This is a genomic window from Hymenobacter miniatus (assembly GCF_016427455.1).
GTDB lineage: Bacteria > Bacteroidota > Bacteroidia > Cytophagales > Hymenobacteraceae > Hymenobacter > Hymenobacter armeniacus.
The window spans coordinates 32,170-46,607 of the sequence record NZ_JAELXR010000017.1 but is presented as its reverse complement, the minus strand read 5'-3'; the positions used below and the strand labels follow the sequence as shown (position 1 = coordinate 46,607).

14 protein-coding genes are annotated in these 14,438 nt (G+C 63.6%); 9 read left to right on the top strand and 5 right to left on the bottom strand.

The window, feature by feature from the left end; genetic code table 11:
* The first annotated feature begins 52 nt into the window (after positions 1-52).
* Complete coding sequence (locus JAO73_RS20335) at positions 53-904, top strand: hypothetical protein (RefSeq protein WP_198979097.1); 852 nt, start codon at positions 53-55, stop codon at positions 902-904.
* A gap of 86 nt (positions 905-990) precedes the next feature.
* Here the strand turns inward: JAO73_RS20335 and ruvC are convergent, their stop codons facing one another.
* Entirely contained in the window at positions 991-1,635 is a 645-nt protein-coding gene (gene ruvC / locus JAO73_RS20330; RefSeq protein ID WP_198979096.1) for a crossover junction endodeoxyribonuclease RuvC, read from the bottom strand.
* Between the two features lie 99 nt (positions 1,636-1,734).
* Between ruvC and JAO73_RS20325 the strand changes: the two genes are divergently transcribed.
* From JAO73_RS20325 to JAO73_RS20315, 3 genes are all read left to right on the top strand, one after another.
* A complete protein-coding gene (locus tag JAO73_RS20325) occupies positions 1,735-2,739 on the top strand; it encodes a lysylphosphatidylglycerol synthase transmembrane domain-containing protein (protein WP_198979095.1) in 1,005 nt (334 codons plus the stop codon).
* A 149-nt stretch (positions 2,740-2,888) separates the two neighbouring features.
* The gene (locus tag JAO73_RS20320; RefSeq protein ID WP_198979094.1) at positions 2,889-3,902 is read left to right on the top strand and encodes a glycosyltransferase; all 1,014 of its coding nucleotides are present in this window, start codon (positions 2,889-2,891) and stop codon (positions 3,900-3,902) included.
* A gap of 131 nt (positions 3,903-4,033) precedes the next feature.
* Entirely contained in the window at positions 4,034-4,522 is a 489-nt protein-coding gene (locus JAO73_RS20315; protein WP_198979093.1) for a c-type cytochrome, read from the top strand.
* On the opposite strand, the gene JAO73_RS20310 is transcribed toward JAO73_RS20315, so the two are convergent.
* On the bottom strand, positions 4,449-5,189 hold the full coding sequence (locus JAO73_RS20310) for a phosphodiester glycosidase family protein (protein ID WP_198979092.1): 741 nt from the start codon (positions 5,187-5,189) through the stop codon (positions 4,449-4,451). The two genes, JAO73_RS20315 and JAO73_RS20310, sit on opposite strands and share 74 nt — an antisense overlap.
* 102 nt (positions 5,190-5,291) lie before the next feature.
* Positions 5,292-5,849 carry a YdcF family protein gene (locus JAO73_RS20305; protein WP_198979091.1) on the bottom strand — a complete coding sequence of 186 codons (558 nt, stop codon included), beginning with the start codon at positions 5,847-5,849 and terminating at the stop codon, positions 5,292-5,294.
* A 193-nt stretch (positions 5,850-6,042) separates the two neighbouring features.
* On the opposite strand from JAO73_RS20305, the gene JAO73_RS20300 reads away from it, so the two are divergent.
* From JAO73_RS20300 to JAO73_RS20290, 3 genes are read left to right on the top strand one after another with little or no spacing between them, the layout of a single operon-like run.
* Entirely contained in the window at positions 6,043-6,300 is a 258-nt protein-coding gene (locus tag JAO73_RS20300) for a hypothetical protein (protein WP_190921841.1), read from the top strand.
* Between the two features lie 2 nt (positions 6,301-6,302).
* On the top strand, positions 6,303-7,508 hold the full coding sequence (locus JAO73_RS20295) for an ABC transporter permease (RefSeq protein ID WP_198979090.1): 1,206 nt from the start codon (positions 6,303-6,305) through the stop codon (positions 7,506-7,508).
* Positions 7,509-7,565: 57 nt separating this feature from the next.
* Complete coding sequence (locus JAO73_RS20290; RefSeq protein WP_233169314.1) at positions 7,566-8,870, top strand: PP2C family protein-serine/threonine phosphatase; 1,305 nt, start codon at positions 7,566-7,568, stop codon at positions 8,868-8,870.
* 24 nt (positions 8,871-8,894) lie between these two features.
* Here JAO73_RS20290 and JAO73_RS23435 read toward each other — a convergent pair whose 3' ends face one another.
* Both JAO73_RS23435 and JAO73_RS20280 read right to left on the bottom strand, forming a co-directional pair.
* Positions 8,895-10,391, bottom strand: a complete 1,497-nt coding sequence (locus JAO73_RS23435; RefSeq protein ID WP_198979089.1) for an O-antigen ligase family protein — start codon at positions 10,389-10,391, stop codon at positions 8,895-8,897.
* On the bottom strand, positions 10,388-11,470 hold the full coding sequence (locus JAO73_RS20280; protein WP_198979088.1) for a GumC domain-containing protein: 1,083 nt from the start codon (positions 11,468-11,470) through the stop codon (positions 10,388-10,390). Before JAO73_RS20280 ends, JAO73_RS23435 begins: the two co-directional genes overlap by 4 nt.
* Positions 11,471-11,658: 188 nt before the next feature.
* Between JAO73_RS20280 and JAO73_RS23430 the strand changes: the two genes are divergently transcribed.
* Complete coding sequence (locus JAO73_RS23430; RefSeq protein ID WP_317191263.1) at positions 11,659-13,083, top strand: oligosaccharide flippase family protein; 1,425 nt, start codon at positions 11,659-11,661, stop codon at positions 13,081-13,083.
* 115 nt (positions 13,084-13,198) lie between these two features.
* On the top strand, positions 13,199-14,356 hold the full coding sequence (locus JAO73_RS20270) for a glycosyltransferase family 4 protein (RefSeq protein WP_198979086.1): 1,158 nt from the start codon (positions 13,199-13,201) through the stop codon (positions 14,354-14,356).
* The last annotated feature ends 82 nt before the right edge of the window (positions 14,357-14,438 follow it).

Here is a 14,438-nt window from a genome sequence, read left to right as displayed (position 1 = left end):
CAATCTTGCAGTTCAAATAATGAGGTGACTTTTAAATATTTGACAAATGGGCATGACAGAATATTTGAAGGCCGCTTACAGAAGCACTGGTAAAGAAAATATAGAGGCTCTTATTGAATACCTGCGGAAGTTGGGTGGTAAAGCGCTTACTCTTGCATGCAGGAGGCAGAATGCTTTTAAAATAAAATGGGCTAAGCGAGACAGTAAGCTGCTTATCAGATGCCATATTCAGAATGCAGTAGAATATTTAATGTCGATAAAAGCTGATTGCACTCCTGCCCAAGTAAAAGTTTTAATTGCAGACATAGCTAAATATGTCGCAATTCTAGACGTGAATGAAGACATAAGCTTTATATTAATTAGTACTAATACATTGCCTTCAGCAGTCCACTTTGATGTTGCGAAACGACTGTTTTACTCGCACCAAATCAGGCCGCAAAACCAAAATAACTATCAAACAGACCTGTTGACAATTTATGCATTGAGGATGTCATTGGAGAGTCGAGTAAGAGGACTTTTAGGTATCGATTATGCAACAAGTAGGGGGAAAAGTATCGGCTTAGCAACTCTTATTAAAGTTTCGAAGAATTTAAAATCTGTTAGCTATACAGATGATTTTCGCTGGACCGAAATTGAATGGGTAAACGAGTGGTTAAATCACTACATGCATAGGCATATACGCCCTTACCCTTGGGTTATTTTTCAAGCTCTCGAAACATTACAGCCTTTCTTGGGCCCGATAAAGCCGCTACAAATAGAAGATAGAGTTGTACACTCATTCTACAGCGCTACTTGTGTTCAGGATGAAAACGAAATGGCTCGTGAGATAGAACATGCGCTTAAAGCAGACTATCCCGAAATTTTGATACAATGGCACTCCCAAAGGGAGATATTAAAGCTGTAACTAGGCGGCTGTACAACCAGCATGGAAATCATAGGCGGTGATTAGTCGCCTGTGCTTGAATTTGAACTTCACACTAAACCGCAGCTTTATAGTTTCGTAGGCGCCTTCTTTTTAGCCGCGCCCGTGCTCGCCCCCAGCCGCTCGGGGTTCTCGGCCAGGAATTTGCCCCAGCTTTTGCCGCCGCTCACGGTGGTGTTGTTGCCCTTCATGTAGTGGTGGCAGAGGGCCACGGCCAGCGCATCGGTGGCGTCCAGAAACTTGCTGGCTTCGGCGATGGGCGGCAGCTTCAGGGTCTGGCGCAGCATGTGGGCCACCTGCTCCTTGGTGGCCGAGCCCGAGCCGGTGACGGACTGCTTGACCTTGGTGGGGGCGTACTCCACGTAGGGAATCTGGCGGGAAAGGGCGGCGGCAATGGCCACGCCCTGGGCCCGGCCCAACTTCAACATGCTCTGCACGTTCACCCCAAAAAACGGGGCTTCGATGGCCAGCTCGTCGGGCAGGTACTCGTCGATGAGCTCCAGCATGCGGTCGAAAATCCGCTTTAGCTTTACGGCGTGATTCGACCCCAAGGCCTTCATATTGATAACGTCGTAGCACAGCACGTCGACCCGCTGGCCGCGCACCTCAATCAGGGCGTAGCCCATAATCTGGGTGCCGGGGTCGACGCCCAGAATGATTTTGGGCAGCAGGTCGAGGGCAGGAGCGGGGCGGGGGCGTTGGGGGGCAGGCATCTCTCACAAAGTTACGACCCCGGCCAGCCCGGGGCAGCAGCCGCGGTGCGGTCCCGCTCCAACGCAATACCGGGCCCGGAAGGTCCGCGCGGCCCGAACTTGCCGGAGCCCGCGCCCCGCCGCGCCCGGCAGTGGCGCCGGCTGGTGTTCTGGGGCAAAATCGGGGTCACGCTGCTCACGCTGGGGCTGCTGTACAACAGCATCTTCTCGGCGCCCGACACGGCCGCGGCCTGGCGGCAGCTGCTGGCCACCACGCTCAGCGGGGCCGGGCGCGGCCCGGTGCTGCTGGCCCTGGCGCTGGTGCCCCTCAACTGGGGCCTGGAGGCCTGGAAATGGTACCGCCTGGCCCGGCACCTCGAGCCCGTCACGTTTGGGCGCAGCTTCCGGGCGGTGCTGGTGGGCCTCACGCTGGGCTTCGCCACCCCCAACCGGGTGGGCGACTACGCCGGCCGCATCATCGAGCTCAAAAGCCGCCGCGTGAGTGCGCTGGGGGCCGTTTTCCTGGGGCGCTACTGCCAGCTGGTGGCCACGGTGCTGGCGGGCGTGGCGGGGCTGCTCTACTTTTTGCTCACGTTTTACCTGCGGGGCTACCCGGCGGCCGGGCTGGGCGTGGCGGTGTCGGCGGTGCTGCTGTGCGGGCTGGTGCTGGTGCCGCTCTACCGTTCGCGGCTGCTGCTGGCGGCGCTGGGGCTGTGGCGGCCGCTGCGGCGGTTTCGGCCGGCGCTGGCCATCATGCCCACCTACCCGGCGCGGGCGCTGCACGTGGTGCTGGCCATTTCGGGGCTGCGCTATGGGGTGTTTTGCGCGCAGTTTCTGCTGCTGCTCAGTGCCTACGGGGTGAGCTCGCCGCTGGGGCCGGGGCTGGCGGCCGTGGCGGGCACTTTCTTGCTGAAGTCGTTGGTGCCGTCGCTCAACGCCCTGGCCGACGTGGGGGTGCGGGAGCTGTCGGCCACGCACTTATTTGGGCTGCTGGGGCAGCCGGCGCTGCCGGTGCTCTCGGCCAGCCTGAGCTTGTGGGTCATCAACATTGCCCTGCCCAGCGCGGCCGGCCTGCTGCTGGTGCCGGGCCTGCGGGTGCTGCGCGAGAAGCGCGCCGGCCGATGATGGCGGCGGGAATTATGCTGTTGGCGCTGCCGCTGCTCTACGCTGGGCTGATGCTGTGGCTGCGCGGCGGCTGGGACGCGGCGCGTTCTGCTGCGCTTAATGAGGAATCAAAAAGGAAGAAAGAGCAATCGGGTGCGCTTGGTACTTCCTTGTTGAGTTTTTCCGTCATCATTGCCGCCCGCAACGAGGCCGACACGGTGCCCCAATTGTTGCAGGACCTGGCGGCCCAGACGCTGCCTGCTGCACAGTTTGAGGTGCTCATCGCCGACGACCACTCCACCGATGCCACGGCGGCGCTGGTTTCGGCCGCCGCATCAAAATCGAAGTTTCCGCTGCGGCTGATTGCGCTTCCCGCCGGCGCAACCGGCAAGAAAGCCGCCCTGCAAGCCGCCCTGCAAGCCGCCCGCGCCCCCTGGCTGGTGTGCACCGACGCCGACTGCCGGCTCGGCCCCGGTTGGCTGGCTGCTTATGCTGCGCTTCTGCAGCGGCATCCGCAGGCCAACTTCGTGAGCAGCCCGGTGCTGCTCACGGGGCCGGACACGCTTTTCGCTCGGCTCATGGGTCTGGAATTTGCCGGGCTGGTGGGCGTGGGCGGCGCCTGCCTGGCCCGCCAGCAGCCCACCATGTGCAACGGCGCCAACCTGGCTTACCGCCGCACGGCCTTCGAGGCCGTGGGCGGTTTTGCCGACAACGCCCACCTGGCCAGCGGCGACGATGAGTTTCTGCTGCACAAAATCCACGTCGCTTTCCCCGGCACCGCGCATTTCCTGGCCGATGCCGCGGCCGTGGTGCGCACCGCCGCGCCGCCCACGCTGCGGGCGTTGCTGCGGCAGCGGGTGCGCTGGGCCAGCAAGTGGCGGCACTACCAAAGCCCGGCCTCGCGCCGCTTGGCCGTGCTGGTGCTGGGCGCCAACGTAGCGCTGGCCGCTGGGGTGGGGGCGGGGCTGCGCTGGCCGGAGCTATGGCCGTGGGTGCTGGCCGCCTGGGCCCTCAAGCTCGGGGCCGATGCGTGGTTTCTGGCGCCGGTGCTGCGGTTTCTGGGGCGGCACAAGTGGCTGGGGGGCCTACTGCCGCTGCAGCTGCTGTACGCGCCGTATGCGCTGGCTGTAGGCGCCGCCGGCTGGCGCGGCGGCTACCAGTGGAAGGGGCGGGCGGTGAAGTAGTTAGCGGGCGAAGAAATTCGCCCAAAAAAGGGCTTCGCAGGGCTTGGATGGTAAATTTGCCGCATATATATTCCATCTAACCCCCGGTACTTATGCGGTTCAATTCGGTTGGTTTCGCCCTTTCGGTGGGCATGGCGCTGATAGTCGTGCTGATTGGTTTTACCCTGTTGAGCGCGGCCGGCCTAGCGGGCTTTTCGGCCGACGATGCCCTGACGGAACAACAATGCCCCGACGAGCCGGAAGGACGGCAGGTGCCGGCCTTGCCCGCGTCGGCGCCGCTGCCGCAGCTCACCAGCGCCCAGGCCGCCGAAGTGGCCGCTGGCGATGCCTTGTTCAAAGGCAACTGCGCCCAGTGCCACGCCGTGAACGAGCAGGTGGTGGGCCCGGCGCTGGCTGGCATCACCAAGCGCCGCCCGGTGTCGTGGATTTTGCCGTGGGTGAAGAATTCGAGCAAGGTAGTAGCCGCCGGCGACGACTACGCCGTGGCGCTGTTCACGAAATACAACAAGCAGCAAATGCCTTCCTTCGCGCTGTCGGACAAAGAAATCACGGCCATAATCGCCTACGTCGAGTCGCAGGAAGGGAGAGCCCAGTCCGTAGTGGCGATGATTTCGGAGTAGTGATTCCAATAATCACCCCGAAGTCGCCATCGAGCTGCGTCCAGCCGACGGCCGGCGCGTAGGTGCGCGATACAAACCCATCGAGGTAGAGCGCCTGCCGGCAGCCGACACTCCGGAAATAATCGGCGAAATGATACAGGCTGACTTTGACTTTCGACATGGCCAGCAGCACGTGGCCGTTGGGCAGAATGCCCACGCCGTTGCGTATCTGCACGTTGGTCGAGCCCGCCCGAAAAGCCGGATGGATACGCCCATCCATGACCAGCATCGGCCCCGACTGAGTTGCGTAGGCCACGCGGCCATTGTGGTGGTAAGCGGCGGTGGGTACGATGTGCGCGCTATGGTCGGTAGCGAGGTAGAAGACTCCGTTGGGTTTCAGGTAGAAATTACCCTGACCGGTAGCGGTGTCGAGGGGCGTTACGGTTTTTTCGTTTTCGATATACAGGCCCTGCGGTGCAAAAGCGGGATTGAACATGCCACCGTTCATCGCGAAAACCAGACTGTCGCCTTGGGCGGCCAAGGTCTGGCGCAGCCGACCCAGGCTGCCGAAACGCTGCCCCTGTGCGTTGTGCCAGTATAGTCGCAGTTGTTGCTGTTGCGGGTTAACCTGGTAGCTCACATAAGTCGTTTTGATGGCGGGCTCGGGTTGGCAGGCGGCCAGCAGCATGATGCTTCCCATCCACCAAGTCGTTGCTTTATCCACTTGCTCCAATTAGAATTCCAGCTTATTCGAAGATAAACGCCCAATTATTGCCGTTAGGTAATCAGTTCATTCGCTATAGTAAGCAAAAAACTCCCGGATGAGCGAGTACACATCCCGCGCCTCAACATAGCGGGGGCTGACGCTGCTTATTGCATCGAAATGCTGCTTTCGGAACAGCATTTTGGTGCGGGTGAGGTGGTAGTACTGCGACACGATGAGCAGGCTGCGGTAGTGCAGGCTGTCGCGCAGGCGCAGGGTGTTGGCCACGGTGGCCTGCGTGTTGTCGCCGTGGTCGTCCACGACGATGAGCGAATCGGGCACGCTGTGGGCCATCAGGTAAGCTTTCATTTTCCGGGCTTCGAAGTAGCCTTCCCGGCCCAGTCCGCCGCTCACCAGCAGGCGGTGTGCCCGGCCGTTGCGGTAGAGCGCGAGGCTGCACTGCAGGCGGCTTTCGAGCCGCGCCGACAGGCTGCCGTCCTCGTTCACTTTATTGCCGAGCACGACGGCCACGTCGGCGGTTTTTCCCTCATCCGTCAGGCCATCGACGACGGTGAAGGCCGTATGGCCGACAAACCAGGCAAGCAGCAATCCCAGCAGTACCTTCGCACCAGTCAGATACCGCATAAGGGTCGGGCGTAAGTTTCTTGTTTCGCGATGGAGTGCGGCAAACCGTTTGTACTAGTAGCGGCGAAGCGCTGGAACCAGCGCCCAAACCACAATAGTAGCGTAGAAAACCGGCCCCGCGGTATCGGCAATCGGGCGAGGGCAGCTTCCGGCTTACATTTGCTCCAATCCCAGCCCGCCTGATTTTCTATCCGTGACTGACCCCGAATTCGACCTGCTCGACGAACTGTACTTCGTCACCCCGTTTAGCGCCTTGCTCCAGAAAACCGGCCTGCCGCCGGCCGAGCTCGAAGCCCAGCTGCGCAGCCTGTTGGAGCAGGGCCTCATCCGCAGCTACTGGCCCGACGTCGACACCGAGCTGGCTTACGAAACCACCTCATTCGGCGCCATCGCCCGCGATGCCTCCTACCTGGCCTCGAAGGAAGGTCTGCTGCAGCACAACACCCGCTAACGATGGCCGCAACGGCAGTAACGCCCGCTCCGGCCCCGGCCCCCAGCGCGGCCGCCGTAGCCCGGCCGCCGGGCTACTACGTGCGCCAGCGCCTGTGGCAAAACCGGCCCGCCGTGGCCGGCCTGGCCTTTATTGCGCTGTGCACGCTGGTGGCGCTGCTGGGCTACTGGATACTGCCCGACAACTCGCCCAACGCCAGCCACGGCTTCGTGCAGATTCAGAAGGAGCGGCCGGGATTGCGCGTGCAACTGCTGCGCCAGCCCTTGCCCGACTCGGCCCGCAACTCTGCCGGCGCCGACAACCTCTTCCCCACCTGGCTGCACGGCCGCGAGCCCGACCAGCTGGAAACGCCCATTGGCGGCTACGAATTTTCCGGCGATTCCATTATCCTCAAGCCCTTGGGCCAGCATTCGGCCGAGGCCGGGCGCCGGCGCCGGCTGGCGTTGTCCGCCGTGACGGTCCACACCGGTCCCCGCGCCGCACTGCAGCAGGAAATTCGGGAGAAGCACGTCGTGACGCGCACTTACCTCCTGGGTACCGACAAAGCCGGGCGCGACGAGCTGAGCCGGCTGCTGCTGGGCACGCGCATCTCGCTGGGCATCGGGCTGGTGGCGGTGCTCATTTCGCTGGCGCTGGGCATGGCGGTGGGGGCGGTGGCCGGCTATTTTGGGGGCTGGGTCGATTCGCTGTTGCTGGGGCTGATGACGGTGGTATGGAGCATTCCGGGCATCATGCTGGTCATCGCCATTTCCTTGGCCCTCGACAGCAAAGGCGTGTGGGTCAGCTTCGTGGCCGTGGGCCTCACCATGTGGGTCGATGTGGCCCGCGTGGTGCGCGGCCAGATGTTGAGCTTGCGCTCGGCCACCTTCGTGGAGGCCGGCCGCGTGCTGGGGCTGCCCACCTGGCGGCTTATCGCCCAGCACCTGCTGCCCAACATGCGCGGGCCGCTCATCGTATTGGCTACCAGTAACTTTGCGGCGGCTATTTTGCTCGAAGCCGGCCTGAGTTTCCTCGGGCTGGGCGTGCAGCCGCCTGCGCCCAGCTGGGGCCTCATGGTGAAGGAGGGCTACGACCTGCTGGGCACCGAAGCCGGCCTGTGGCTCACGCTGCTGCCGGGCACGGCCATTTCGCTGCTGGTGCTCAGCTTCAACCTGCTCGGCAACGGCCTGCGCGACGCCTACGACCCCAAAACGCCCGTGGCTGCTTAAGTTTGTAGCCCCGTTCGCTTTTCATGTGCGTTTCACACGGGGTGCTTACCTTGCTGTATGGCTGCTGCCCCTCTTTCTTCTGCTGAGCCCCTGGCCGATGCGTTGAGCACCCAGGTCGCCATGCGCGACGACCAAATCAAGCAGTTGCGCCGACAGCTCCTGCTCAAGCAGTTCGAGTTGGATACCGTGCTCGGCGTGGCCCACGACATGACCGCCCGCGACCATACCGTGGACGAGCTTTATCACATGCTGCGCCTCACCCTGCAGGGCCAGCGCAACGTGGTGCAACTGCTGCTGTTTGCGCGCGAAGAACACGGCTTCCAGGTGCGCGTGGCCCTGGGCTGCGACCTGGCCGACGCCGAAAAGCTGGAGCTGACCCAGCACCTGTGCGACGGCGGCGTGACCCAGCCCCAGGCCGTGGAAGACCTGCACCTCGGCGAGGCCTGGGACCGGTACGAACTGGTGATTCCGGTGCTGCGCCAGAAGCAGGTGGCGGCCTACGTGTTCGTGGGCGGCCTGCGCGACAACGAGGTGCGTCAGCAGCTCATTCCGTTCCTCGGCTCGCTGGCCAATACCCTGATTGGGGCCGTCGAAAACCGCCGCCTGCAGGCCCAGCGCGTGGCCGATGCCGCCGTGCGCAAAGAGATAGAAATTGCCCAGGAAGTGCAGGCCATGCTGTTTCCGCGCAGCCTGCCCAACGACGCGCACCTAGCCATTGAGCGCAGCTACGTGCCCCACACCGAAATCGGCGGCGACTACTACGACGTGGTCGAAATCGATGCCCACCGCCTGCTGCTGTGCGTGGCCGACGTGAGCGGCAAGGGCGTGCCGGCGTCGCTGCTGATGTCGAACTTCCAGGCGGGGCTGCGCACGCTGCTGCGCCAGGGCGTGGAGCTGGCCACCATTGTGCCCGAGCTCAACCACTTGCTGTTCCGCAACTCGGGCGGCGAGAAGTTCATTACGGCCTTCCTTGGCATCTACGACCGCCGCACCCGCCGCCTGCAATACGTGAACGCCGGCCACAACGACCCGCTGCTGCTGTTCGACAACGGCAGCGTGAACGCGCTCAAACACGGCACCGTCATGCTCGGCATCATGGAAGAACTGCCCTTGCTGCGGGTGGGCGAAGTCGAGATTCCGCCCCATTCGCTGCTGCTGCTCTACACCGACGGCCTTACCGAAGTATTTGACGCGCACAACAATGAGTTTGGCGAAGAAGGCGTGCTCGACGTGTTGCAGCGCAACCGCTACCTGCCGCTGCCCAAGCTGCACCAGGAGCTGCTGCGCCGCATCAACGCCTTCAGCGCCCACGACGCGCAGTTCGCCGACGACGTGACCATTCTGAGCTGCCGGTTTAAGTAGCGCGAAGCGGCGGTTCGTGCCTCGCTAGGCCCGCAATGCCGGTTGCTTGTCGTCTTCCGCTTCCGCCAGCCAACTTTCGCTGCGAATGAGCAAAGCGACGCAGATGAAAAACACCGGCCCAATCTTGTCGACTTCCACCAACTCGTTCAGGGTGAGGTGGAACACGATGACCACCAGCGACAACGTGGCCGCCAGCACTACCCGCCGCACCTCGGGCTGCTGCTGCGAGCGGTGATACAGGCGCTCGGCCTTGAGCAAGGCCGTGGCAATGAAGATGACGAACAGCAAAAAGCCCGGGACGCCCTGCTCGGCCAGCTGCAGCAGGAAGTAGTTGTGGGTGGTCGACTTCTCGGGGTTGTCGCTCACGTAGGTGCGGAAGCTCTTCACCGTGTAGCGCTTATACTCGGGGTAAAACGTGGCGGCGCCGCTGCCCACCAGGGGCTTTTCGGCAATCATGCGGGCGGCCGCCACCCAGCGGTATACCCGCTCCATGCCCGACACGTCCTGCAGCTTGTAGGTGGCTTCGAGGTGCTTCTCGAAATTTTTGCCGTTGAAGATGGTGCGCTCGTAGTTGGGCGCAAATTCCATGTAGTTGTCGCCCGAGGCAATGTGGGCCACGCTGATGGCCGTGGCGGCGGCCACCAGCACCAGCACCACCCGCGTGAGGCGCAGGCGCATCACCGCAAAATACAGCGCCGCAATGGGCAGCGACAGGATGGATGCCCGCGTGTAGGACGTGAGCAGGCCAAACAATAGTATGCCCAGCGCCACCCGCCAGGCCAGCCGCGGCCCCGCCTTGGTGGCGGCGCGCTGCGCAAACCAGCAAAACGGAATCAGCAGCGCCAGCATGGTGGCGTAGATGACGTGGTTGCGGAAAAACGGGTGCAGCGCCCAGTTGATGTCGGCGAAGCTGAAGCCTTTGGTGGCGTGCCGGCTCACCACGTAGAGCACGCTCAGGCAGGCCCCGGCGGCGTAGAACCCGGCAAAGCGCCAGGCATTGGCCGGCCGGCGCACCATCAGCAGCGTGCCCAGCAGGAACGGGGTGAGGTACCACACCTTGGCCAGCAGGTACTTGATGGATTTGACCGAGTCGACGGAAAAAAAGCTGTCGACGGCCGTCCACAGCAGCATCAGGGCCAGGATGACGACCAGCGCGTTGAGCCACTCGCGGCGCGGAATCAGGCCGTTGCCAGCCCCCAGCAGCAGGCTCGCGCCCACGCAGCCCGTAAGGGCCAGCATGAGGGGCTCGGAGGGCACGTCCATGCTCAGGCCGCCAAACAGGCCGATTTCCTGGGAGAACGGCAGCAGGAAAAACAGCTGGTAGTATATCCAGCGCCATTCCACCAGGGCCACCAGCAGGGCCACGGCCAGCAAGGCCGGGAGCAGCAGCGCCGGCATGCTCAGCAGGGCCGCCCCGGCACCGCCCAGCAGCAGCACCCCGATGAAAGCCATGAACAGCAGCTGCGGCCCGTCGAAGGACTGGCGCAGGCGGCTCAGCAGGTTGGGAACTGAGGGGGTCACGCCGGGCGGGCGGCGCTGGGCCGGTTGCGGCGGTACAGCTCCAGCAGGGCGATGAACATCACCGACAGCACGAACGTGAGCACCACCGACCCCACCACAATCAGCCAGCGCACGGGCTTGATTTTTTTGGTGGCCGGGTAAGCCTTCTGCACTACGTAGATGCTGGAAAGGTGACCCCGCAGGCTCAATTCGGCGGTTTCGAAGGCCGAGCGGGCGGCAATGAGGCGGGTTTGCAAGTCAGCCACGCGGGTCGTGAACATGCTCAGCGAGTCGGTGCCGCGCACGTAGTTTTCGAGGTTGACGAGGTTGCCGCCGTCGGCGCGGGTGAGGCCGCGCAGCGCGCGCCGCAGGCCGGCCACGTCGCCGCCGCCGCCTTCGGCCTTGCGCAACGCCGATTCCGTTTCGATGAGCTGCTTGGCCAGGTAGCGGCCCTGCATTTCGAGGCCGAAGATGCCGTAGCGGTTGCGGGCGCCCACCAGCTCGCGGCGGCTGCGCTCGAAGCTGGTGCTCAGGTAATCGTAGCGCTGGCGGTAGAGGTCGACCACCTTGCGGCGGTTTTCCAGCGTAAGCTGCTGGTTCACCGAGTCGATGGCCTGCACCAGGGCGTTGGCCACCTGCGCGGCCAGCTTCTTGTCCTTGTCCATGAACGTGAGCTCGATGGCGTCGCGCTCGTTGTGCACAATGGACAGGTTGTCGGAAAATTCCTTCAGCACGAAGTTGTCGGTCTTGTCGTCGCCGGGCGCGCCGGCCTCGTAGTGCCGGTAAAGGTCAAACTTCTTGATGATGAGCTCGGCCACCGGCTGCGACTCGCCGATGGTGATAACGCGGTCCAGGTCTTCGGCCCGGCCGCTGAGCTCCAGCTTGTTGCGCAGCTGCGCGTTTTCTTCCAGCAGGCGGTCGGGGTCGGCGGTCTGGGGGTTGGTGGGAATGAAAATGGCGGTGGAGCGGTACACGTTGGGCAACAGCAGCGCCACCACAATGCTCACGACGGCGGCCAGCGCCACGGCCCCGGCCACTAAGTATTTCCAGCGGTTGATAATGGGCCCCAGGCCCACCAGCGAGAAAGAAGGTGCAGACATACAGAAAAGAAGGGTGCCTACGTCCGTTCTTTAAAATGGGGTGGAAGAAGCGGGAGGGCGGCAGGCAAAGATAGCCGGAAAACGGGCCCGTCCGGCACGTTGCGCGGCCAGCCCGGCGCGGTGCGTAGCTTTGCAAGCCCGGCCCCGGGCGCCGGGTATTCTTTCCCGTCCTTAGCTACCTCGTCGGCATCAAACGGTTTTTTGGCAATATCAGCTTCGTCGTCCTGCTCAACCTGCTGGTGAAACCCGGCTGGGTGGTGGTCGAAAACCTGGTGCAGGACCGGCTCGGGCACGCCACGTTCGGGCTGGTCACGGCCCTCTCGGCCCTCACGCTGGTGGTGGCCGCCCTTTCTGACCTCGGCCTCACGCCCTACGCTGTGCAGCGCGTGGCCGCCGAGCCCCGCTTCATGGCCGAAACCTTCCCCACGCTGCTGCCCCTGCGCGGGGCCCTCAACTTTGTGGCGCTGGCGGCCATGCTAATGGTGGGCTGGGTGCTGGGCTATCGGGGCATGGAGCTGGTGCTGCTGGCGGCGGTGGGCGGGGCCCTGCTGCTGGCCCAATATGGGCAGTTTTTGCGCGGCACCCTGCAGGCCCACCAGAAATTCAACACCGACGCCGTGCTCTCGGTGCTGGAGAAGTTTGTGCTGCTGGGCGCGGTGCTGGTGCTGCTGCCGGTTGGCCTCACCTTGCCGCGCTACGTGGGCGCCCGGCTGGGCGCCGCGGCCTTCACCGCCGTGCTCACCTACGGGCTGATGACGCGCCTGTTTGGCCACGTGAAGTACCGCTGGCAAGGGCCCGTGGCCCGCTCGGCCCTGCGCGCCAGCCTGCCCTTCGCCCTCATGACGCTGCTGTACGGCGTAAACGAGCGCATCGACATGGTAATGCTCGAACGCTTGGCCTCGCCCACCGAGGCGGGCTACTACGCCGGCGCCTACCGCTGGGTCGACGCCGTGATGATGTACGCCTGGACGGTGCTGCCGCTGTTTTTTGCCAAGTTTGCCAGCGTGCCGAAAGATGCCGGCGCCCAGCGGCAGCTGCTCATGTTCGGGCAGCGCATCGTGACCTTGCCCATGCTGTTCATCGTGGCCTTCGTGCTGTTTCGGGGCGAGGTGGTGTTTTGGCAGTTCAGCCACAGCACCCCGGCCGAGGTGGCGCGCATGACGTTGTGCCTGAAAATATTATTCCTCAACGTGTTGGTGCACGCCTTTTTCGCCATCTACAGCACCCTGCTCACCAGCACCACCCACGAGCGCGCCGTGAGCTGGCTGGTGGCCCTGAGCATCTTCCTCAACATTGGCCTGAACCTGTTTTTACTGCCCCGCTACGGCGCCGTGGCGGCTTCGCTCGATACGCTGCTGTGCGCCGTGGCCGTGTCGGGGGGCTATCTGGTGCTGGTGGCGCGGCGCACGGGCGTGGGCGTGCCCTTTCGGCTGCTGGCGCGGTTGCTGCTGGCCTTTGGGCTGCTGTGTGGCGCTTGGTACGGCCTGCAATACGGCCTGTATCTGCGCTGGTGGGTGGAGGCCGGCGTGATGGCCGCGGTGTTTGGGCTGATTGTGCTGGGCACCGGCCTGGTGCAGCGCAAGGAGATTGGGCAGTTGATGCCGAAACGGTAGGAAGCCGGAGGGAGGAACGGTCATGCAGAGCGCAGCGAAGCATCTCGCTTGAGTTAAGTAATTAGTATTTAGCACGCGAGATGCTTCGCTGCGCTCTGCATGACCGTTCAACCAAATGCCCATTTCGCCGCTTCACGTCGCCGTCAACACTCGTTTCCTGCTGCCGGGCGCTCACCTGGAGGGCATCGGGCGCTTTAGCTACGAAACGCTGAGTCGGCTGGTGGCCCGGCACCCGGAGGTCACGTTTCACTTCCTGTTTGACCGGGCGTTTGACGCGCGCTACCTGTTTGGGCCCAACGTGGTGCCGCACGTGCTGCGGCCGCCGGCCCGGCACCCGTTTCTCTTCGTGGCGTGGTTTGAAGGGGCGGTGGCGTTGTGGCTGGCCCGGCACCGCCCGGCCGCGTTTCTGAGCCCGGACGGGTTCACCACGCTGGCCACGGCGGTGCCGCGCGTCACGGTGATGCACGACCTGGCCTTCGAGCACTTTCCGCTCGACGTGGGCTTGCTGCAGCGCAAGTACTACCACTTTTTCATGCCGCGCTTTGCCCGCGCCTCGCAGCAGCTGGTGGCCGTGTCGGAAGCCACCAAGGCCGACCTCGTGCAGACCTACGGCATTCGGCCCGAGAAAATCAGCGTGGCCTACAACGCCCCGGCCGAGCTGTTTCGGCCCCAGCCGGAGGAGGCGCAACGTGAGGTTCGGCGCCGGTTCAGCCACGGGCAGCCGTATTTCCTGTTTGTGGGCGCCCTGCAGCCGCGCAAAAACCTGGGCAACCTGCTGCGGGCCTTCGACCTGTTCAAGGACCAGCCGGGCACGGCCGAGGCCCAGTTGCTCATCGTGGGGCGCAAGGCCTGGAAAGCCGGGCCCATTCTGGAAGCCTACCAGCAGATGCGTCATCAGTCGGCGGTGCATTTCACGGGCCGCGTGGCCGATGCCGAACTGGCCGGCCTGTACGCGGCGGCGCGGGCCACGGTGTACGTGCCGTATTTCGAAGGCTTCGGCATTCCCATTGTGGAGGCGCAAGCCAGCGGCTGCCCGGTGCTTACCTCCAACCTGAGCTCAATGCCCGAAGTGGCCGGGCCGGGCGGCGCCGAGCTCGTGGACCCGCACTCGCCGGACAGCATTGCGGCCGGGCTGGCCCACCTGTGGCACGACGCCGGCCTGCGCCACCAGCTGGCGGACCAGGGCCGGCAAAACCTGAGCCGCTTCTCGTGGAGCCGCAGCGCCGACGTGCTCTGGGAAGCCGTGTTGCAGGCCATCGGCAGGAAACAGTGAAGGATTGGTAATCAGAGAGGCCCGCGCTTAAAATTTCCTTGGCTTTCCGGCCAATTGATTGACAGGCGCGCGCCTCTGCGCG